Here is a 21,757-nt window from a genome sequence, read left to right on the forward strand (position 1 = left end):
TTGCCGCAGCTAAACGGAGAAGCTGCGGTTGGTCAATTCCAGTAAGCCCCGCGTGGCAACGTCAGTATCCGGCTCGTAAGTAATTGAAAGGCGGGATGCAATGGCCTGGGTACTGCCATGACGCTCAAGCGCTTCTTTAATGGCGGCCCCCAGGTACTCGTGCAGAATGGCCGTTTCACCGTTTAAGTAGATGTGCCGCACATCCAGCATGGCCATTAGCTGCACGGCAATTTGCCCGAGGACATCCCCTGCCTGATTAATGATGGCCTGCACAGCCGGATTGCCTGCATTGAGTAGTTCACTGATATGGTTCAGCTTTTCAACTGGCGTTGCGCCTTCCAGCGCAATACCGGCTTGTTCAGCCTGCTCGAAAATCGCGTTGTAGGTGACGTACTGCTCAGCACAACCACGGGCGCCGCAATAGCACACAGGGCCGTGTTTATCGTAAGTCAGATGGCTCACTTCCGGAGCAAGGCCATCCGGTCCGGCAATTAATCTGCCATCAACGCAAATACCGGTGCCCAGACCATAACCCAGAAGCAATGCTATATAGCTTTCTTCAAACTGATTAAAGGCGTTGAAGTAGAATGTCGAGCACCAGGCAATGTTATACAAATGTACAGGCACACCCAGCGCATTTTTTAACATGGATGCCAGCGGCACGTTTTGTTCATCAAGTAATTGTGACTGATAAATAATGCCGGTGTGCTGCGCTATTTTACCCTGAGTAGCAATACATACCGATTTAAGTACATTTACTTCAATACCATGGCCGGCGCATAGTGAACCAACCAGCGCCTGCAGCTTTGCGGAAAATACGGACGGGGAAAACAGGTTTCCTTGTTTGAATGATACCTGCCATGGCTGATTCAAAGAACGGTGAACTTTGCCTGAAACATCCTGCAAGTAAGCACTTACGCCTTCAATCGAAACATACATTGCAACACTGAAGTAATGTCCCTCATTCAGTGCCAGCTCTGTTGCCGGCCTGCCTGTACGATCTGAGGAGTCAGTGTCAGCGCCTGGGTTCTCACGAATAAGACCCTCTTCAGCCAGCATTCTGGTTACTTTAGTCAACGCCGGTTTACCCAAACCGGTAGCCTGCGCCAGCGCTACCCGCGAGTATGGTTGTTGACGAAGTAGTGTGACGACTTTATTTTTTCCGTTCAAAAGCTGATATTTCGATAGTGTCTATAGTTAAAACAAGGCCGTTTTCACAAGCCACGCAACAGGCGAAAAACCTGCGTAGGCCTAGAATACCTTATCCGCCGCTTTTCAAAACCGGAAATTCACATTCAGTTCATCTGATCTACGATGGCGCTGAGCATCTGTGTATGTCTTCCCGATAAGCGGCGTACTATGATTCATATCACACAAACCGGCAGAAACTCTGTTCAACACCGTAAAGGAATTCTATGAAAAAGCGTATATCGGCTTTGCAAATTGGCACTAAACCACAGGGCACTCAGGCGACATTGGAGGCCATCCTCAGTTTTGAAAACGCTATTGAAGAAGCACAAACCGATTTAGTGGTGATGCCCGAGGCTTTGCTGGGTGGCTATCCTAAAGGAGAAATCTTCGGAACCCGTCTTGGCTACCGTTTACCGGAAGGCAGAGAATCCTTTAAGCAGTATTTTGATGAAGCCATCGCCGTCCCGGGACCGGAAACCCGTGAACTGGCAGATTTGGCAGCGCGCCTGAATACGAACCTGGTCATTGGCGTTATCGAAAAGCAGGGTTCGACGCTTTACTGTTCCTCCCTGTATTTCACGCCGGAAGATGGCCTGGCAGCAAAGCACCGCAAACTCATGCCCACCGGCACTGAACGTCTGATTTGGGGACAGGGAGACGGCTCCACCCTGCCCGCCATCAATACCTCAGCCGGGCGGATATCCGGTGCTATCTGCTGGGAAAATCACATGCCCCTGCTTCGTATGGCACTTTATGGCAAAGGTGTCGATATCTGGTGTGCGCCCACCGTGGACGAGCGGGAGATCTGGCAATGTTCCATGCGCCATATCGCTCACGAAGGCAGAATGTTTCTGGTCAGTGCCTGTCAGGTGCAACCGTCTCCGGACGCATTAGGCATCAAGGTAGAAAACTGGGACGCACAACGCCCGTTAATTGCCGGCGGCAGTGTTATTGTCAGCCCCATGGGCGACATTCTTGCAGGGCCACTTAAAAACGAAGAAGGTCTCATCACCGCAGACATTGACCTTGAAGATTTAAAACGCGCCCGCTACGACTTCGACGTAAACGGCCATTACGCCAGACCAGATGTGTTCAGCCTGCAGGTTGATGAATCTGAGAAAAGGTCGGTGGTATACTCTGGGTAAGAAGCACTAATCAGGCAACCAGTTACACGAAAAAGCACCGCAATAATTCTCTATCAGCGGATAAATCAGGATCTGCATCGTGGGGATAAACGCCTATGATGTTTTTTCCGATAGCGTCCCATGCTGTTGCTTTCCTCTGCCCGGAAAATACCGGATGAATGACTAATTCATCATTCTCGCACAAATCCAGACTACCGGGCATGGAGTACTCAAACTCTGCGTTTATATAGCCGATATCATTTCCTGAAGGTTTACTTATAACTCTTCCTATAATTCCGGTCTCTAATAAACATCTCTCAAATCTGTCAGGAGATACTTCGACTTCTCCTTTCATACCCTGCAGAACTGACTTGCCGGTGTTTAGAAACTCCCTGCTGTCATAAAATTTTCGTAAATCCTTATACGTAAAAAGCAGGGGAATATTAGGCAATACCTTTTTCCTTATAGAGGAGGCTTCAGGAAACATTTTACTGTAGGCGACAATAATTTCTTCGGCCATCAGAGCTTCTTTACGTCTTACCGCTCCGAGAACAATCTGTGCATCCAGGTTAGTAATAGATTTATTGTTTCTTATCGACATAGCTAGAATTTCGTTAAATACGTCGACAATTTGTCTTGGCAGAACTTGAAAGTGTCTTAAGAAATAAGCTTTAGTACTTTCTTCAAGACCCCTGCCGTTCTTTATTTTAGTAGGTAAAATTTTGTCGAAAAATTCCAAAGCCCCCTTCCGGGTGTAAATTGGAAACTGTATTAACTCGTCGTATGGACCACCCAGAATTGGCTTCTCGTCTTTCCAAACATGCAAGTGAAGTAAAAAGCGATGCGCAACTAAAGAAAGTAGTTCCCCTACAGTCCAATGTAGTAAATGTAAGCGACCGAAATCTTTGACGGGGTTCTTTGCCAACTCCTTAAACGCGAAGAACTGTTCAGCAGGAATGCAGTATCTAAGCTGCACATTTATCGCGCCTTCATTTATCCTTCCAGCTAAATTTAGAAGACCCTTAATCGCGATTGCCTTAGCAATCTGCAGGTTTGGAGCGTTCTCAATATTAATGTCATCTAAGACATCTTCTTCATTATCAAAGAGAATAATAGCTGTCAGATTATGCTCTCCCAGAGTATTCGAGAGCTTCATTTCTAAATCATCAATTGCCTGTGTTTTATCTTCCAGTAACCATGCTACAGACGACAATTCTGCGTGTTCCGCGCCCAAATTATTCGTTACAAGCTTCGAAAGCTTATTCTTTGCAAAAGAAGTAACAGCAGAAATACCAATGTCTTTAAATTCTTTAACTGGGAGTAGTTGGTAGAAGTCTTTAAGAGTTTTATCGGAAAATAGGGTTTCACCACACTTTAGAATGACGGCGGAGAGAAAGATCCATTGCCAGATATATGATGCTCTTTCAGCTCTTATATCAATGCCGTTATCCAACAGGTTTGATATAATTTGCTGGACTTCGCCAATAGCTTGCCACTGTCTGATAGGTAGAGCTGTCACACCACTTTTAAAAGATAAATTATTCAAATAAGTTGTTTTTCCGGCTCCTTTTCGCCCTACAATGATTGAAGGACGCTCTCCCTTCTGTTCGTAAATAAATCTCGAATGGCCATCAAATAAGTATTGATAAAGCTCTTTATCCTGATTCCCGTGTAGCTCGAGCACCGAACCGCCAATCGGCTTTTCTGACGTAAGAACTTCATCTCTGAGCCTTACTTTTATATTATTTTCAATAGAAGTTGTCGCATATCTAAATCGTTCTTTGTTCATATCAACGTCCTTGTCATAAACAACTGTCATCAAATCAAAATAGATTAAATTTTAGACTACATCCTGTTAATGAAATGATCAAATATCAGCTCTTTGTATATACGTGGAAGGCAATGAAACACAGCTAAAACTAAACTCACGCCGGCAAAGTTCACTAGTATTAGAGGACAGCTAGCTATTTCACTTTGTTTTTCCGTAAAAAAAAGCAGGTCTTCAATTCAAGACCTGCTTCCGGATATAAAACTATTTTCTATATTTGTCTAAATTAGAGATTTTTGCATTTTCCTGATCCTCTACTCCACTGTCACCGACTTCGCCAGGTTACGGGGCTGGTCCACGTCGGTGCCTTTGATCAGTGCTACATAGTAAGAAAGCAGCTGCAAAGGCAGGGTGTAGACGATAGGTGCAATGGGGGCTTCGCAGTGGGGAACGTTGATTACCCGCATGGTTTCGTCGCTGGCAAAGTGTGCATCCTTATCAGCGAATACATACATGATGCCGCCGCGCGCACGTACTTCTTCCACGTTGGATTTCAGTTTTTCCAGCAGCTCATTGTTAGGCGCTACCACGATGACAGGCATTTCCTCGTCAATCAGTGCCAGCGGGCCGTGTTTCAGTTCACCTGAGGCGTAGGCTTCGGCGTGAATGTAGGAAATCTCTTTCAGCTTCAACGCGCCTTCCATTGCGATTGGATACTGGTCGCCACGTCCCAGGAATAATGAATGGTTCTTGTCGGCAAACTCTTCCGCTAAATCTTCAATACCTTTGGTGATCGCCAGGGTTTCTTCCAGCTTGGCTGGCAAACTGTGAAGGGCGCTGACGATGCTGCCATGCTCTTTGTCTGACATGCCGTTGTGCTTACCCAGTGCCAGTGTGAGCATGAGAAAAGCAGTAAGCTGAGTCGTGAAAGCCTTGGTTGAGGCAACGCCAATTTCTGCGCCTGCACGGGTCATAAAGGCAAGATCGGATTCCCGTACCAGCGATGAACCGGGTACGTTACAGATGGTCAGGCTGGCCATATAGCCCAGATCTTTCGCCAGACGCAGAGCGGCCAGCGTGTCGGCTGTTTCACCGGACTGGGAAATAGTCACCAGCAGGCTGTTTTCATGTACTACCGATTTGCGGTAACGGAATTCAGAAGCGATTTCGATACCACAGGATACATTCGCGTACTGTTCCAGCCAGTAGCGGGCAGTCATACCGGCATGGTAACTGGTACCACAGGCGATGATCTGAACGTGTTTGACCTTTGAGAAAATCTCATCGGCACCGTTGCCGAAAATGTCCGGTAACAGTCCTTTTTCGTCCACCCGCTGTTGCAGCGTGTTACGCACAACCGTTGGCTGCTCATGGATCTCTTTGAGCATGTAATGACGGTAACCCGCTTTATCACCTGCATCGTGTTCGATATTAGATTCAATAACTTCACGCTCAACCGGATTGCCGTTAACGTCAAAAATGCTGACTTCCCGACGGGTAATTTCAGCGACATCACCTTCCTCAAGGAAGATAAAGCGGCGAGTCACCGGCAGCAGCGCCATCTGGTCTGAGGCAATAAAGTTCTCGCCCAGGCCAAGACCAATCACCAGCGGGCTACCGGAGCGTGCCACAACTACCCGTGACGGGTCTTCACTGTCCATGATCACCGTACCGTATGCACCGTGGAACTGCTTCACACTGTTTTGCACTGCTTCAAGCAGGCTCACGCCTTTTTGCATTTCAGCATGTACTGTGTGTGCAATGGTTTCTGTGTCGGTGTCACTGGTGAAGGTAAAACCTTGCGCTTTCAGTGATTCTCGCAAGGCTTCGTAGTTTTCAATGATGCCGTTGTGTACCACGGAGATACGCTCACCGGAGCAATGGGGGTGCGCGTTACGTTCAGTTACGCCGCCATGGGTTGCCCAGCGGGTATGCGCGATACCGGTAGAACCCAACGCTTCACCGTTCGCCACAGCATCTGCCAGTTCCTGTACCTTACCGGTACGACGGATGCGGGTAAGTTCACCGCCTGATTGTAATAACGCCACACCGGCGGAATCATAACCACGGTACTCAAGGCGCTTTAAGCCTTCCAGTAAGATTTCGACTACATTACGCTCTGCTACAGCGCCGACTATTCCACACATGGTTATTCTCCGTTTGCCGGGGCAATCAATACGGTGACGCCCTGCTGTTCAATTTGTTGTTTAATTGGTTCGCTGATGTGCTCATCGGTTATGAGTACATCAATGTCTTCCCACGCCAGTTCAAGGTTAGGCATGCGGAAGGTAAATTTCTCTGACTCAGCCAGTACCACGACTTTTGCCGCAACACCGGCCATGGCTTTGGAAAGCCCGGTCAGTTCGTTAAACGTGGTACTGCCTCTTTCGACATCCAGCCCGGACGCACCGATGAAGGCCAAATCAAAGCTGTAGGCACTGATCATTTTCTCCGCCATGTTGCCCTGAAACGCCTGCGAGTGTGCATCCCACGTTCCGCCGGTCATGAGTACGGTGGGTTCGTTATCTGCGATCGTTAATGCGTTGGCAGCACGCAAAGAATTGGTCATGACAACCAGCTTTTTGTGGTTAAGAAAAGGCACGACAGAAGCGGTGGTGTTACCGCTGTCGAGGATCACTTTCGCGCCGTCTGTCACGAGCGACGCAGCTTTAAGACCAATGGCTGTTTTCGCTGAAGCCGGTGTGGCTGAGGTTTCGCTGTCAGATCCTTTATCCGCCCCGGAAGACGGAAAAGGCGCAGCACCGCCAAATTCACGCAGCACTCGCTTCCCGCCGGCAAGCACGGCAAGATCTTTACGGATAGTCACCTGTGAGGTATTGAATCTGGTGGCCATCTCATCCACATGGACATGGCCAGCCTGATTCACCCATTCAACGATTTCATCGCGTCGTTGGCGGGTATTTCGCTTTTGCATTTCGAAACTTATAAATTACGACTTGAAACTAATAAAGCAGTTAAGGTTTCGATTTGCAAGATATTTTAGTTATTTCCTTTCATATTTACGTATACAGGCATGACTTTGCCCGTTTCCGCACTTTCGATGGCCAGTTCGATAAGTTTGATCACCGGTATGACCGTCTCCCCGTCTGCGGGCAATGCGGCACCGTTACTGACAGCTTCACCCAGCTGGCGGTAGAAGGTGACATATTCACCGGCGAGTGTAGGAACAATATTCGCTCCCTGCGCCGTAGCCAGTTCACCGAAGGCCTCTTCCGGCTCACGGGCCCATTGCCCGTTATCGAAAGTGAGCCCTTGCTTTAACTGATCTTCCTGAGGATCCAGCCCGAATTTCCGGAAACTTCCTTCCGTACCCTGTAATTCAAAGCGCAAGGTACGGTTGGCCTGAAATGGCGAACTGCCCAGTTGTACTGTCAGCTTGTTGTAAAACAGAGTGAGGTCGAAGCTGTCGTCACTTTGTCCACCTTCACGGGCAATCTGAACAACACCGTGGATCTGTTCCGGCACACCGAACAGTTGCAACGCCTGGTCGATAAGATGCGGACCTAAGTCCCAGAAGATGCCTGCACCCGGACCGGCGTTTTCCCGCCAGCGGTCCCGTGGTTGCGGGCGGAACCGGTCAAACCGGGAAACCAGGCGCTTAACGTCGCCCACACTGCCGTCGCTGATCAGTTTTTTCAGCGTAAGAAAGTCACCGTCAAAACGGCGGTTATGAAATACGCAGAGTTTTTTCTGTTTCTGCGCTGCCAGTGCAACCAGTGCTTCTGCCTCATCACCGGATAAGGTAAAGGGCTTTTCCACCAGCACATGGCAGTCGTTCATCAGCGCCTGCCGGCTTTGCACTTCGTGATAGGTATTCGGAGTAGTGATAACAGCCAGGTCAAAGCGCTGATCAGCGAACGCCTTTCCCATTGAGGCATACACCGGTACGCCCGGTAACACGGCAGTGACGTCGTCAGGTCGGGATGACACTACGCCGCTTACGGTAAATTCAGATAACTGATTTAAAAAAGGGAGATGAAATGTAGTGGCGGAAAAACCGAAGCCCACCAGAAGAGTGCGGATCATGAAAAGTCCTGTGAATCTGTCAGTGGAAGCACCTTACCTTAATCAGCCCGAAGCCACAAAGCACAATGCCCGCTGGCGGTAACAGTAAACAGCGTTTCATCGATAAACACCGTAGTTACGTAACAAAAAATGATGACAAGCGTTGAAAAACAAGGCAATAGTAAAAAGCTAATAAATAGAAAAGAACAGGCAGACGGATTGATACCGTCCTGAGGAGAAGTAGATGGCAAGCAGCAGAGAAGTAACCTTGCGTTTTCTGGCAGAACCGGGTGATCAGAATTTTGGCGGAAAAGTACACGGTGGCGCAGTTATGCGCTGGATTGACCTTGCGGCCTACGCCTGCGCGGCAGGCTGGAGTGGAAAATACTGTATTACTGCTTATGTCGGCGGGATCCGGTTTGTAAAACCTATCCTTGTAGGCAGCCTGGTAGAAGTGACAGCGAAGATTATCTATACCGGCACCACGTCAATGCACCTTTCCATTGATGTCAGTGCCAGAGATCCCAAAGAGCAGGATAACGCGAAGACGACACACTGTATTGTGATTATGGTGGCCGTCGATGAAAACGGAAAGCCGGCTCCCGTCCCGGAATGGAAACCGGAAACGGAACGGGATATTTATCTGCGGGATTACGCTATCCGTCTTGCCAAAATGCGTACTGACATTCACGAGGAAATGTCGAATACGTTGGCTACTTTGGAATAAGCTGAACCGCTTTACGGCTGACTGCCGGTGCATGATGCGCCGGCTATTGTTGCACAGACCGGCGGGCAGATTTCCCGGTGAACCGTCGTACGGCGTAAACTATACCGAAAGTTCCCACCACGGACGGTAATACCCAGAACACCACCTGCCATTGAGCCAGCACGTCCAGTAATGCCCGTCCACCAAAAGCCAGGAATGCAGTGTAAATACCGATACCTGAACCCAGCATGTGACTGATATGCTGTTTCATCCAGTCACGGCGCTCAGCCTGGTGGGAAAGGCAATAAAGTACGGTTCTGATCCCGCTGAACCCGCCGATGCAGGCAAAAATTTTAAACAGGATCATATCTGCAACCATACCACTGTAAAACAGCCAGAAACTGGCCAGTGTCAGTGTTACCGGCAGTATTACGTGCCCGTTGGTCAGTAACTTACGTGTCTCTTTACCTGCTTTCAGCACCATTACAGCGTGACGCACGTTAGTCAGTACCAGTAAGCACAAATAAATCAGAAACAACCAGAACCGTCTGACGGCCTCTGTCATCCCTGCTACATCGTCAGTACGGGCAAAGTGACCCGGTTTAAATAGTTGCGGATCAGTAATAACCATTAAGGATGAAATGAATCCTGTGGCGGTAAGAAAGTACAGGAACCATACATAGCCTTTTCCCGCCTGTATGTGCAGGCGGCTTCCTTTTTTACTGACTACAGGTACCCAGAACAATATTAGTGATACGGCACCGGCCGCAATATGGCAAATAATGATTGTCCGGTAGAGTGTTAGCATCAGCTCAGTCATGGTGTTCTCCTTCCCTTTAATGAAGACACAACCATTGTTCCTTCTCTCTGGTTTTGCCGGTAGTGCCGGAAGTCACGTTGTCAAAAGTGACTTCCGGCCTATTGAGCCGGAAGTGGAAAAAGGGAATAGTAATGTAATGAACCGCATATTTTCTTTTTCCACTTTACAGGCTTTCGCACTGGCAACCTGGGCACTGGTAACCTTGCTCAGCCATGTTCATGTGTTCACCGGCGATGCTGCCATTCAGTGGCCGTTGCTCACGCTGCAACTGCTTTTCGGTGCAATCCTTTTCATGGCAACCGTTCCGGATGCAGCTGACGGCCGTCGTTTCGGTTTACTGCTCACTTGCCTGTACCTGCTTTATGTATGTATTTGTCTCGTTTCGCCGTTTGGTTTTTCAGGGATTTATCTGGTGCTGCTGTCTTCCCTGCTGGTATTGATACTCCCGATCAGAACGGCACTGTATCTGTCCCCTTTCATGGCGGTACCGCAGGCACTGAGTCTGACCATCGTGTGGGAACAATCTCAGGGCTGGCTGACCGCTATTCTGTTCTGGTCATTTAATCTGTTTGCCATGCTGATGACGGATTCGAGAAAGCAGGCACTGCGTGCAAAAGAAGAGGCTGAATCACTGAACCGCGAGCTGCAGGCAACTCAATCATTACTGGCCTTGTCGGTGAAGGAAGCAGAGCGTACCCGCATTGCCCGCGACTTACACGATGTGGCCGGGCATCACCTGACGGCACTGGCAATTCATTTACAGGTTGCAGAGCATAAATCTTGCCCTGAACTCAAACCGGTGATTGGTCAGTGCAGAACCATCGCCGCGGAATTATTGAGTGATGTACGCCAGGCGGTTTCAGATATCCGCACAGACACCTTTCTGTCCCTCCATGCAGCTTTATCACTGCTGGCAACCTCTACAGAACGCTACACGGTAACAGTAAACACAGGCCATGCACCGGCGTTACCTGCACCTCTGATTGAACCGGTTTTCAGAATTGCGCAGGAGGCCGTTACCAACAGCCTCAGGCATGGCAGAGCCTCACATATCACGGTGACAGCTGACACCGGAAAACAGGCAGGGCTGGAGCTGACCATATGTGACAATGGTACCGGCAGCAGCGCACCGGTTGCCGGAAACGGGATGAAAGGAATGAAAGAACGGGCAGTCTCTGTCGGCGGAAACATCGCATTTAACAGTTCTGAACACGGCTTCGAGGTAAAACTGTCATTGCCGGGAGATGCAAAATGATTCGTGTCATGCTGGCAGATGATCAGATCCTGGTTCGTCAGGGAATAAACAGTCTTCTTAGCCTTACCGACCACATTAAGGTAATTGCAAACGCCGCCAACGGCGAAGAAGTACTTGAGCTCCTCAACCGGGGGGAAAAGCCGGATGTTATTTTAATGGACATCAGAATGCCAAAAATGGACGGCGTGAGTACCCTGGAAGCAATGGCCGGATTGCCGGACATGCCACCGGTTCTGATGCTGACCACATTCGATGACCATCAAACCGTGATCCGGGCACTGAAAAATGGTGCTAAAGGCTATTTACTGAAAGATGTGTCACTGGATGTACTGGTAGACGCCATTGAACGGCTGGCTGCAGGCGGCAACCTCTTTCAGCCCTCGTTATCTCACACATTACTTACTCAGTTGCAGGCTGGCAAACAGAATTCAGAGCTTTCACAGGATGCCGAACCGTTATCAGACAAAGAAACAGAGGTACTGAGGCTGGTTGCTGCGGGATTGTCTAATCAGGAAATTGCTGAGGTGACATTTAAATCATTGGGCACGGTAAAGAATCAGATGTCGTCCATTTTGTCCAAGCTCAACGTGCCAGACCGTACCCGCGCTGTCCTGAAAGCCCTTGAGCAGGGCTGGATTTAGCCTGCCACAGAATAGGACAGGCTAAAAAGTAAGCACTTACTTTTTGACCGGTCTGGGCCAGTTGGCAATCACACGTTGCTTGCTGCGTGCAATTGCCAGCGCTTTGTCTTCTACGTTTGACGTGATGGTTGAACCGGCACCTACCGTTGCTCCCTCGCCAATCGTAACCGGCGCCACCAGCGCTGAATTAGACCCGATAAAAGCATTTTCACCGATGATCGTTTTAGATTTATTTACCCCGTCGTAGTTACAGGTAATCGTACCTGCACCGATATTCGCACCGGCCCCCACTTCAGCATCGCCAAGGTAAGTCAGGTGATTAGCTTTCGCACCTTCTCCTAACACGGCTTTCTTCATTTCCACAAAGTTACCTACTTTGGCGTTAGCTTTCATCACTGCGCCCGGGCGTAAACGGCCGAAAGGCCCTACAGTACAATGCTCGCCTACTTCCGCTTCTTCAATGATTGAATTGGCTTCAATTACCGCACCGTCAGCTACCGAACAATTCCGTAAAATACAATTCGCACCGATTTTTACGTTGCTGCCAAGCGTTACCTTGCCTTCGAAAATTACGTTAACGTCTACCGCCACATCATTGCCGGTAATCACTTCGCCGCGAATATCGACACGGGCAGGATCCGCCAGCGTCACACCATCCATCATCAGCGCATGTGCCTGACGGGCCTGTAAGGCTCTTTCAAGTGCTGCCAGTTGGGCGCGGTTATTCACGCCTTCCACTTCTTCAACAGCATCCGGATGGGCAGACTGAATTTGTTTGCCTTCCGCTGCCGCCATGGCAATAACGTCTGTAAGATAATATTCGCCCTGAGCATTATTGTTGCTCAGATTACCCAGCCAGCGTTTTAAATCACTGCCCGCCATCATCATCATGCCGGTATTGATTTCTTTAATTTCACGCTGGGCATCAGTGGCATCTTTGTGCTCAACAATCGCAGTGATGTTGTTGTTCTCGCGAACAATACGCCCCATACCTGTAGGGTCGTCGAGTTCAACGGTCAGCAAAGCAAGATCGCATTCTGCTTTCACCGCTGCCAGCCGCTCCAGCGTCGCTTTCTGAATTAACGGCGCATCACCTACCAGCACCAGCACATCTTCGTCGTCTTTGATGTGAGGCACAGCCTGCTGAACCGCATGACCTGTACCCAGTTGTTCTGCCTGCAAACACCAGTTCAGATTTTTACCCGTTACCGCTGCCTGAAGCTGATCGCCGCCATGTCCGTAAACCAGATGCACAGCACTGGCATTAAGTGCCTCAACCGTATTGATTATACGCTGAACCATCGGGATCCCACCGACAGGATGGAGGACTTTAGGTAATGAGGACTTCATACGGGTGCCTTTACCGGCGGCGAGGACGACTACAGAAAAAGCCATGGATTATCCTTAAAACAATGCTGCACATAAAAATTGACGGTCTAGTGTAACCACATGCTGGTGACAAGTCAGCGACATCGTCAGTTATTTTCGCAGGGGAAGCGTTATTCTTTAGTATCGGGCAGCCCGGAATCGACGAATCCGGGTAGTAGTTTCATTGGTGAAAAGGTATACTGCGCGCTCATATCTTAGTCATCTATCTATACAGAACAGGCCAGGGAGAGCAGGTAGTCTGTGAAAACGTTCAGGACACTTCACCGCAGTATTTTACTGTTATTTGCAGTGGTGGTGATAGCCATCGTGACGCTCGTTCACTTCAGTGTAAATAAAATTGTGGCGGAACAAAGCCGTGCGCAACAGCAATCGTTGTCGCCCGCAATTTCTCTTATCGTTAATCAGTTACTTAAACCCCTTCATGTGTCTGAGGCTCTGGGCCATTCACGTGAACTGGTAGAACTGATGGATAAAGATCAGGTGAACGAAGAAGACATTTTCACAGCGCTCTCCCGCCTTGAGGAAGAGTTCGGCCTGTACTTCTTTATCGCCAGCGAAAAAGCCCGCATGCAGTACAACTCAGACGGCTCCACCATTCCTCTGGTGAAAGGTGAAGTAAGCTGGTATTTCAAATACAAAGAACGTCCGGAAGACCGTGTGGCGGATATCGGTAAGTGGGAAGACACCCATTTTTATATCGATATTAAAATTTATAACGAGAAGAAAGAATTTCTCGGCTTCTTCGGTGTAGGGAAAAGCCTGAAGAGCTTCGTCAGCATCTTCGATTCCTACAAACAGCAGTATGGCTACGACTTTTTGTTTGTGGATGAAAAAGGCGATATCATGTTGTCGTCAGATGCCAACCTGATGGCTGAATATTCCGATTTTACCAACCTGAATGAACTGACCTGGTACGCCAGTCTGCCTGTTGATGTAAAAGATCAGCGTGCATTGAATAACCGGCTGGTGACAATCAATCAGCAGGAGTATCTGATTGCAGAGGTAAAACTCAACCAGTTCAACTGGACCGTATTCCTGCTGAGCCCGCTGAATAAACGCCAGGCGGATATTTCACAAGCGTTTGTCATCAGCGTAGTGACTCTGCTGGTTGTGGTGTTCTCACTGTTTTTGATGATTTATCACCTGCTGTATTATTTCCGCAAAGACATGCAGCCGGACATGGTCATTCGCAACACTCAGCGCTTGCCGGATCGCCAGAAAATGGAGGCTGAGTACCGTACCCTCCTCGACAATCACTCGTCTGTCAGCGTCATTATAGTGGGCGTGGATAACTTCCCGACAATCAATGATACCTACGGCCGTAATACCGGTGATGAGGTGCTGGACAAAGTGTCAGGCCATCTGCTGACCAGTATCCGCACAAAAGATATTCTGGGCCGCTGGAGCAGCGAAGAGTTTATAATACTGCTACCGGAAACCGGTCCCCACGAAGCCATGGATATTGCTGAATCCTTACGTTCGGGCATTGCCAGTATGGACACCAGCGACATGCAACCGCAAATTCAGCTGACCGGTTCATTTGGCGTGTCCTTCTCGGCATCCAGTAAGCCGCTGAACGAATTAACAGCCAACGCAGAAGATGCCTTGTATCAGGCCCGGCGCGACGGCAGTAACCGTGTGTGTAAGCAGTTAATCAGTTAAATAAGAAACGCCCCGTTCAGGGGCGTTCTGCCGCAGTCTGCTTTTTCCCGTTCCGGACCAGCCGTCCTGCCACACCGGTAGTCAACGCAACCCCGAATAGTATAAGCACACCACCTGTCATCGTTTGTAGGGAAAGGGTTTCGTTGAGGAATAATATTCCCCAGATGATGCCGAATAAAGGGACCAGATAGCCGACAGATATGGCTTTGGCCGGACCGGCACTGGCGATGAGATGGAAATACAGCAGGTAAGCGATGCCGGTACCGCCTGCTGCCAGCGCCAGCGCATTCACCCAGGCAATGGCAGATGGCATGGCTTCGGGCAGAGTTGCCAGGGAAAACGGAAGCAGGAAGAGGGATGCCCATATCTGACTGCCGGTGGCAACGACCAGGGGACGCACACCGCTTAACCATTTTTTCATGGCGCAGGCTGCCACACCGTAGCAGGCAGTAGCGGAACAGGCGGCCAGAATTGGCACAATACTTACGTCACCGCTGCCGGTTTTATGTGCGCTCAATACCACCACGCCGATAAATCCGGTGAGCAGTCCGGCCAGAGAAGACAGGCGCAATTTATCTCCCAGCCACAGCAGTGCCACCAGAGCACCGAACATAGGCGCAGTGGCATTCAAAATGGCATTGATTCCGGCTTCCAGATACAGGCTGCTATAGTTGAACAGCACGAAGGGTATTGCCGTATTGGTTAAGCCGATAAAAGCAATTTTCCAGCCGTGAGCCCGGATATCCCGCCATCCTCCTGCGGCCAGCAAAAACGGTAACATGATCAGCGTTGCCATTACGGTTCTGACTTCCACCAGCGCAAATACACCGAACTCAGGTGCAGCCACCCGCATAAAGATAAATGAACCACCCCAAATCGCCCCCAGTATTACCAGGGCGAACGTATCTCTGGCTGACATGCGTTACAGCGCTCCTTCTAAAGCTAATAGTTGTTGTTTTCTGTTCAGTCCGCCGGCATAGCCGGTAAGTTTACCGTTAGCACCTATCACACGATGGCAGGGCACAACGATGGCCAGCGGGTTTTTGCCATTGGCCAGTCCCACAGCCCTCACACCTTTGGGATTTCCGATTGCTCTGGCAATATCACCGTAGCTGCAGGTTTTGCCATAGGGAATGTTGAGTAATGCCTGCCAGACCTGTTGCTGAAAGGTGGTACCGGCTGCGGCCAAGGGTAAATCAAAGGTTGTCCGTTTACCGGCAAAGTATTCCTGTAACTGGGCACAAGCCTGCGATGTCAGTGCAGAGGGTGTTTCTGCGATGTCGTCAGACTCTGTGAAGCGGATAGCGGTTATCCCCTTTTCGCAGGCTGTAACCTCTACCACTCCGCAAGGGCTGTTTGTTGTTTCGTTATACATGCGGGTTTCATTATGCATCCGGTTTTTCCTGTTTTAGCTGATCGGCCATGTGCCAAAGTTGTAACGTCAGGTAACTGCGCCAGGGCGCTGCTTTTTGCGGTTCGGGATTGAGCTTGTCTGCCACCTTACGGACAATCAGATCACCGCTCAGGTAACGGTCGGGATCACTCACGCCCCGCATCATCAAATAGTCAATGGTCCAGGGACCAATCCCTTTCAATGCCAGTAAGGTACTTTCTTTGTCACCCTGAGCGCCGGTTAAACGATCCTCCTGAGCATAAAAGCCGGCCAGATTACGCAGCGCCTGCTTCCGGGCACCGGGCATCCGTAAAAAAGCAAGCTCGCTACCGGCTACCGCATGCGGTAAAGGAAATGCTCTGCCTTCTCCGGCAGTCTCTCCAAGCTCGTTCACCAGTAGTGCCACGTTGTTGACTGCTGCTTTAACTGATACCTGCTGCCCCAGCACCGCCCGACAACCGGCTTCGAACTCACTCCACACGCCGGGCAGCCGTAACCCCTGAACAATGTCGCCGGAAGGGATCCCTGCCGCAATCAGTGCCTGATTGATTAAATGCGGGTCGGCATGTAAATCCAGCACCCGGCTGAGGTTATCCAGAACGGATCTGGCTCCCTGCAGAAAATCAGTGACCAGCGTAACTGCAAAGGCAGAGCGTTGCGGCTGATGCTCTGCCACCACGGTTCCTTTACCATCAGGGCCGCTGAATATTCGACGGTAAGTGTTATCAGTCACCGTCTCTGTACCGGCTATGGCACGGCCGGAAAGAAAATGCTGAACATGCTCCCAGTTGTAAGGCGGACGGTAATACAGCATAACCTTGATTACCGGAGTGACATCCCGATCTGACGCTTTGCTTCCCCGTATCTGGCTGGGTGACATAGACCAGGTTTGTTTCATAGCAGCCTGCAAGCGTCTGGCAGAACCAAAACCGGCGGCAGCGGCAACAGACTCCACAGACATATCAGACTGCTGTAACAGCCGTTTAGCGAACAGTAGTTGCTGATATTTCTGCCACTGTGCCGGTGGCATGCCAAGCCGTGAACTGATGAGTTTGCGCAGGTAACGCTCTGAAATACCCAGCCGTTCAGCAATTGTCGTAACCGGTTGCGGGGGAATGGCACTCAACAGGGTTTCTGCACGTTTTACGGTCGTATTCACACCATTCCATGCACCCGATAAAGGCGCACTGTCGGGGCGGCAGCGTAAACAGGGGCGGAATCCGGCGTGCATTGCCTGTGCGGCGTGGTAATAGTAATCCACATTTTCTTCTTTAGGCAGCCGCGCGGGACATACCGGGCGGCAGAAAATACCGGTGGATTTCACCGCAACGAAAAACTGGCCGTCAAAGCGGCTGTCCCGTGACAGGCGGGCCTGACGGAAACGTTCAGTATCTTCGGGTTGTATCGGTGTGGCGGTCAAAGCCGGTGCTCCTGCCATTATCTTCAATAGCAGGCAGTGTATAGTATTTTCATCATCCGGGTGCGACGAAACCGGCACTCACTGATAAACGGTGTGGCGCCGGGTTTACAACTCAGCGGTACAGCATCTGACCCCGCATCTTTGCCAGTTCAGCCAGCAGACGGTTTTGCAGGGGGTGAGGGACGCCGGATTTGTCCATGGCGTTAATCAGCAAATCGACGGTGTGATTGAAATGGGTTTCGGTAATGTTCATACCGGCATGAACCTGCTCCATGGTGTCACCGGTGTAACTGCAACCACCGCCGCTGACCATACAAATCTGCTCCTCCAGTTTGGCGCGGAAGCGGTCAATATCACTGCCTTTAAAATAAGGAAGGATAACGGGGTCATACTCAACCTCTGTCACGAAGTTATTTACAATCTCCTCAACTTTCTGTTTTCCGCCAAGCTCTGAATACAGTGTCTGATTGTGACTGGCGCACCCGTTTAAAAGCAGCAGGGTAAAAATACCGGTTAGCAACTTCACCATAACTGGCCTCCGAGAGATAAGTAAATGCCATTCTGATCCGGTGCGCCGGCGATACTGCCAAGTTCTGCCCACGCCAGGGTGACATTGAAAGATTTAGAAGGAATATAGGTAACGAATACGTCCCACCAGTCTTCTTCTCCCAATCCCAGGTTATCTGGTTTCTGCCGGTATTCGGCCCCCACAGCAACATGGCGGTTAAGCAGAACCCCTACCGAACCTTCCATCATCACTTCATAGTCATCATCCGCGGTGTGACCGAAGCCCAGCAACCCCATCTGGTTCGCATTTGTCATTCTGGCGGTGAGATTCCACACCAGGTTATAACCTGCCACTGCGCCAAGGTGCACTTTAGTAGCCGACACATAAAAGTCGGTACCAGTGTTGTCAGCACTGCCGAGGGCGTAGGCAATAGCATCATCCTGCAATTCTTTGAACTGCACACCGGCACTGATTTGCGGTAAATCAGAATACACCACATCACCCCACAGCCTGACTTTTGCGCCGTAGATGTTCTGCGAAATATCTCCGCCGATGGTGGACAGGTCGAAGGTTTGTCTGGCAACAGATAACTCAACGCGGTCATACAGTGACACACTGGCGCCGGCAACCTGTAAACGGTAATCGTCCAGATTCACGCGGGTGAGAAAGGCATTGACTGACACTTCGCTGTCGGTGTCGTAGCCGGACAAGGTGGCCCAGGGCACAATACCGCCCCCGCCGCTGCCCTCAACCTGATTCAGACCGGCGGTACCGGTGAGTTTGCCGGAACCGGCCAGCGCCGGCAGTGACACACTCAATAACAAAACACAAACCCGTTGCAGCAATGTCATGTTGTCTCCGTTCGTCGTATACCGTAGTGCGTGGAACCCAGCCATTCGTACATAGCGGGTACAGTCAGTGGCCGGCTGATGAAGTAGCCCTGTGCAATGTCACAGCCACCGTCTTTTAAAATTTGCAATGAGCGTTCATCCTCTACCCCTTCTGCCACCACACAAAGATGAAAAACCGCTGCCAGATTCAGCACGGTACGCACAATTTGCTGATCGCTGTCGTCGCTGGCCAGTTTGAGCACGAAGCTCTTATCAATTTTGATGGTCTGCACCGGTAAGGTTTTTAAATAAGCCAGTGACGAATATCCCGTGCCGAAATCATCAATAGCAAAATGAAAGCCCATGGCTTTAAGTGTATTCAGATTCCTGATTGCCAGCGCCGCATCTTCCACTAAATCACTTTCTGTAATTTCCAGTTCCACATCAGAAGGAGTAAGCCCTTTAGCGGCAATCTTTTCAGCCAGACTCTGCATCAACTCAGGGCGCTGAATATCCTGAGTGGATAAATTAATCGCCACAGAAAAAACATAGCCCTGCTGCCGGAATCCCGCAAGGTCGTCTAAAGTGCGGTCCAGTACCCAGGTGGTCACCTGCTCAATCAGACCGGCCTGTTCGGCAATGCCGATAAATTCATCCGGTGGCACAAATCCCAAACTTGCACTGTTCCAGCGGATGAGTGCTTCCACGCTGCACACCCGGTTAGTTTGTAAGTGGACTTTGGGTTGATAAACCATGGACAGCTCTGTCTGGTCGCCGGTAAGCACTTTTTTCAGTTCGGTGATAATAGTAAGCCGGCGCAGATACTTGGTTTGCATTTCTTCTTTGAATGCAATGAGCCAGTGATCATGTTGCTTGCTTTCATCCGACAGGATATTAATTTTTCTGAAGACCTCTTCGGTGGTATCTCCGTCTGACGGGCAACTTAAATGAGCAAAAAAGACTTTCATGGGGATCACCAGACCGTCGAACTCCACCGGTGCTTCCAGTTGCTGACGAAAGGCATCGATAGCAGTTTCATCCAGCGGCACATCGGGGACAAAGAGAAAATCACCGCCAGCGAGTCTGGCCGCCATGCCGGGCCATGACAGGGTTCTCTGCGCCATGGTTTTTATGCAGAAGTCTCCGGTGGTATAACCATACAAATCGTTGATGGTACGGATCCCCATAATATTGATACCAAGGATTTGCAGTGTCTCGCCTGCATCCAGGCGCAGATTGAGCTTTTCTTCAACAAAATGCCGGTTATAGAGCCCGGACAACATGTCGTGCTGAGCCTGGAACAGAATGTGATCTTCCCGTGAGCGGATACGGGCTTGCATGGTGTTAAATGCACGGGCCAGTTCGCCGATTTCTGACACTCTGTCGTCCGACTTGACTGGCTCCTGATAATGGCCCTCTGCTATCTCATTAACAGCAGTCACCAGCTGGTTTACCGGCGTGCTGACCCGCTTGGCTAAAACCATCGAAATAGCCAGCGACAACACAATAATGCCCAGAGCAATCACAATCACCACCGTTTGCAGATCCAGCACACTCAGATACTGTTCACTGACATCCAGCGCGATGCGAATTTTGACCGGGATATGGTCAATTCCCGGCAATTCCAGTTCTCTGACTTCATACAGGCTTTCATCCTGCGCCATGATCCGGAACCAGTTGATTTCCCGATCGCTGCGCACAATAAGCCTTGCCGCAAAATCATGGGGAAGGCTGCTGTTCAGCACACGGGCACTGTTGTCATCGGACGTAATGATCACTTCGGCCTGCACCACTTCGCTTAACAGGGCGAGGAAGTTGTCGTCCAGTGCAAACGCCGCCCCCAGATATCCGATAACTCTCGGTGCCGCCACCGGCGCTACCACGGCGTGGTACAAGGTGTCATTCATAAACACATAATCACGGGTTATTTCACTAGGGTCTATATTGCGGTAGCGTTCGCCAAAGGAGCGGTCAGCTGACACCAGAATATCGTCCGGAAAGGAAGTAATCGTTTCATCCTGAAGATTCAGCATCACCAGAAAATCAAAGTCCTGTCTGGCATCCATAGTCTGCAGGGCGCTGTTGATGGTGGGCGGATCGTAACTGGCAAATGCGGCTCTGAATTCATAGGCCGTGGATAACGCTTTGGTTGATGCGTAAAGGGCTTTGGTGCGTTCCTCAACAATGTGCTGCAAAATGTTAGTGTCGATGGCGAGTTCTTTTTCCAGATTCTGCTGAACCAGGTCGTCAGTGGCATTCCAGACAGACAGCAGAATTAACCCTGCGGTCAGCACGGTGCTGCCAAGCAGAATGCGAAACAGGCTGTGCCGCAGAGACAACGATCTCATCATCAGCTTCCGAACTTCTTACTACCGAAAGTGCGTGACTTTTTCACAGGCTCAGCCGGAATGGCAGCTTTAAGTGTCAGGGTAATGCTTTCACTTCCGGCAGACTCATCCAGACTGACCGTTTCCTGCCGGCTTTGCACAATATCCAGTTCCGGGTGCCATAACGTGACGGACTGAACGCCGTCGGGGATCACAACACTGCCATCGTTTCCAGTGATAAATACCCGGGCATTTTCATAAACATAGACGTACCCAATCATCTGGTCATGAATATTGCATCCCAGCGCGACGATACCGGGTTTATCAAATTCCACAGGATCCGCTGACAATCCGCTATACAGCTTAATTTCGAAAGGTTTCGCCTGCGAAAAGCTGTATACATGGTGGCGGATATTGTCGCTGTTTGGAAACGTAACAGACGTACCGGCAGGTACGGCCAGCACGTGAGGCACGAACTGTTTGTCGACCTGATCCATGATCGCTGTCCCGGCTGAAGGAGTGCTGCCAGAAGTCATACTGACTACGGCATTGACCACCGGCTTGCCAGCCGGGTCGACGATGGTCAGGTTTTTCGCCTGCACATCGCAGGTAATCAACGGCAGGTAAGCGGCTAAGGTAAGCGCGAAGGTTTTCAACTGCATAAACACGGCACCGGGCATCAGGGCATGGGTTATCT

The 21,757-nt window shown here is 50.1% G+C and carries 19 protein-coding genes; 5 read left to right on the top strand and 14 right to left on the bottom strand.

The window, feature by feature from the left end:
• Positions 1–9 precede the first annotated feature (9 nt).
• Complete coding sequence (locus ACXAG2_RS04225; RefSeq protein WP_474864798.1) at positions 10–1,170, bottom strand: ROK family protein; 1,161 nt, start codon at positions 1,168–1,170, stop codon at positions 10–12.
• Positions 1,171–1,415: 245 nt separating this feature from the next.
• Here ACXAG2_RS04225 and ACXAG2_RS04230 point away from each other — a divergent pair, with 245 nt between their 5' ends.
• Complete coding sequence (locus ACXAG2_RS04230; RefSeq protein ID WP_474848500.1) at positions 1,416–2,336, top strand: carbon-nitrogen hydrolase family protein; 921 nt, start codon at positions 1,416–1,418, stop codon at positions 2,334–2,336.
• 22 nt (positions 2,337–2,358) lie between these two features.
• On the opposite strand, the gene ACXAG2_RS04235 is transcribed toward ACXAG2_RS04230, so the two are convergent.
• The 4 genes from ACXAG2_RS04235 to ACXAG2_RS04250 form a co-directional block, all read right to left on the bottom strand.
• A complete protein-coding gene (locus ACXAG2_RS04235; protein ID WP_349590424.1) occupies positions 2,359–4,104 on the bottom strand; it encodes a P-loop ATPase, Sll1717 family in 1,746 nt (581 codons plus the stop codon).
• A 293-nt stretch (positions 4,105–4,397) separates the two neighbouring features.
• Positions 4,398–6,230, bottom strand: a complete 1,833-nt coding sequence (gene glmS / locus ACXAG2_RS04240) for a glutamine--fructose-6-phosphate transaminase (isomerizing) (RefSeq protein WP_474864800.1) — start codon at positions 6,228–6,230, stop codon at positions 4,398–4,400.
• A 2-nt stretch (positions 6,231–6,232) separates the two neighbouring features.
• On the bottom strand, positions 6,233–7,018 hold the full coding sequence (locus ACXAG2_RS04245; protein ID WP_474864801.1) for a DeoR/GlpR family DNA-binding transcription regulator: 786 nt from the start codon (positions 7,016–7,018) through the stop codon (positions 6,233–6,235).
• Between the two features lie 65 nt (positions 7,019–7,083).
• The gene (locus ACXAG2_RS04250) at positions 7,084–8,130 is read right to left on the bottom strand and encodes a Gfo/Idh/MocA family oxidoreductase (protein ID WP_474864802.1); all 1,047 of its coding nucleotides are present in this window, start codon (positions 8,128–8,130) and stop codon (positions 7,084–7,086) included.
• Between the two features lie 223 nt (positions 8,131–8,353).
• On the opposite strand from ACXAG2_RS04250, the gene ACXAG2_RS04255 reads away from it, so the two are divergent.
• On the top strand, positions 8,354–8,836 hold the full coding sequence (locus tag ACXAG2_RS04255) for an acyl-CoA thioesterase (protein ID WP_119503009.1): 483 nt from the start codon (positions 8,354–8,356) through the stop codon (positions 8,834–8,836).
• 43 nt (positions 8,837–8,879) lie between these two features.
• On the opposite strand, the gene ACXAG2_RS04260 is transcribed toward ACXAG2_RS04255, so the two are convergent.
• Positions 8,880–9,635, bottom strand: a complete 756-nt coding sequence (locus tag ACXAG2_RS04260; RefSeq protein WP_474848507.1) for a hypothetical protein — start codon at positions 9,633–9,635, stop codon at positions 8,880–8,882.
• A gap of 136 nt (positions 9,636–9,771) precedes the next feature.
• Here ACXAG2_RS04260 and ACXAG2_RS04265 point away from each other — a divergent pair, with 136 nt between their 5' ends.
• Together ACXAG2_RS04265 and ACXAG2_RS04270 are read left to right on the top strand one after the other, a co-directional pair.
• Positions 9,772–10,890: a sensor histidine kinase gene (locus ACXAG2_RS04265; RefSeq protein ID WP_474848509.1), complete on the top strand. Its 1,119-nt coding sequence runs from the start codon at positions 9,772–9,774 to the stop codon at positions 10,888–10,890.
• The gene (locus ACXAG2_RS04270) at positions 10,887–11,531 is read left to right on the top strand and encodes a response regulator transcription factor (RefSeq protein ID WP_474848511.1); all 645 of its coding nucleotides are present in this window, start codon (positions 10,887–10,889) and stop codon (positions 11,529–11,531) included. Before ACXAG2_RS04265 ends, ACXAG2_RS04270 begins: the two co-directional genes overlap by 4 nt.
• A gap of 36 nt (positions 11,532–11,567) precedes the next feature.
• Here the strand turns inward: ACXAG2_RS04270 and glmU are convergent, their stop codons facing one another.
• Positions 11,568–12,926, bottom strand: coding sequence for a bifunctional UDP-N-acetylglucosamine diphosphorylase/glucosamine-1-phosphate N-acetyltransferase GlmU (glmU, locus tag ACXAG2_RS04275; RefSeq protein WP_474864804.1), 1,359 nt, complete (start codon positions 12,924–12,926; stop codon positions 11,568–11,570).
• 234 nt (positions 12,927–13,160) lie between these two features.
• Between glmU and ACXAG2_RS04280 the strand changes: the two genes are divergently transcribed.
• A complete protein-coding gene (locus tag ACXAG2_RS04280) occupies positions 13,161–14,582 on the top strand; it encodes a sensor domain-containing diguanylate cyclase (RefSeq protein ID WP_474848515.1) in 1,422 nt (473 codons plus the stop codon).
• A 16-nt stretch (positions 14,583–14,598) separates the two neighbouring features.
• On the opposite strand, the gene ACXAG2_RS04285 is transcribed toward ACXAG2_RS04280, so the two are convergent.
• From ACXAG2_RS04285 to ACXAG2_RS04315, 7 genes are all read right to left on the bottom strand, one after another.
• On the bottom strand, positions 14,599–15,501 hold the full coding sequence (locus tag ACXAG2_RS04285; RefSeq protein WP_474848517.1) for a DMT family transporter: 903 nt from the start codon (positions 15,499–15,501) through the stop codon (positions 14,599–14,601).
• A 3-nt stretch (positions 15,502–15,504) separates the two neighbouring features.
• A complete protein-coding gene (locus ACXAG2_RS04290; RefSeq protein WP_474864806.1) occupies positions 15,505–15,975 on the bottom strand; it encodes a methylated-DNA--[protein]-cysteine S-methyltransferase in 471 nt (156 codons plus the stop codon).
• The gene (locus tag ACXAG2_RS04295) at positions 15,968–17,395 is read right to left on the bottom strand and encodes an Ada metal-binding domain-containing protein (protein ID WP_474864808.1); all 1,428 of its coding nucleotides are present in this window, start codon (positions 17,393–17,395) and stop codon (positions 15,968–15,970) included. The genes ACXAG2_RS04290 and ACXAG2_RS04295 overlap by 8 nt, the downstream gene beginning before the upstream one ends.
• 112 nt (positions 17,396–17,507) lie before the next feature.
• Complete coding sequence (locus ACXAG2_RS04300) at positions 17,508–17,924, bottom strand: group I truncated hemoglobin (protein ID WP_474864810.1); 417 nt, start codon at positions 17,922–17,924, stop codon at positions 17,508–17,510.
• Positions 17,918–18,754 (bottom strand): DUF3034 family protein, encoded by an 837-nt coding sequence (locus ACXAG2_RS04305; protein ID WP_474864811.1) that lies wholly within the window; start codon positions 18,752–18,754, stop codon positions 17,918–17,920. The genes ACXAG2_RS04300 and ACXAG2_RS04305 overlap by 7 nt, the downstream gene beginning before the upstream one ends.
• Positions 18,751–21,084 carry a putative bifunctional diguanylate cyclase/phosphodiesterase gene (locus tag ACXAG2_RS04310; RefSeq protein ID WP_474864813.1) on the bottom strand — a complete coding sequence of 778 codons (2,334 nt, stop codon included), beginning with the start codon at positions 21,082–21,084 and terminating at the stop codon, positions 18,751–18,753. The genes ACXAG2_RS04305 and ACXAG2_RS04310 overlap by 4 nt, the downstream gene beginning before the upstream one ends.
• A complete protein-coding gene (locus ACXAG2_RS04315; protein ID WP_474864815.1) occupies positions 21,084–21,722 on the bottom strand; it encodes a methylamine utilization protein in 639 nt (212 codons plus the stop codon). Before ACXAG2_RS04315 ends, ACXAG2_RS04310 begins: the two co-directional genes overlap by 1 nt.
• Between the last annotated feature and the right edge of the window lie 35 nt (positions 21,723–21,757).

This window comes from Alteromonas sp. ABH4_456 (assembly GCF_056160645.1).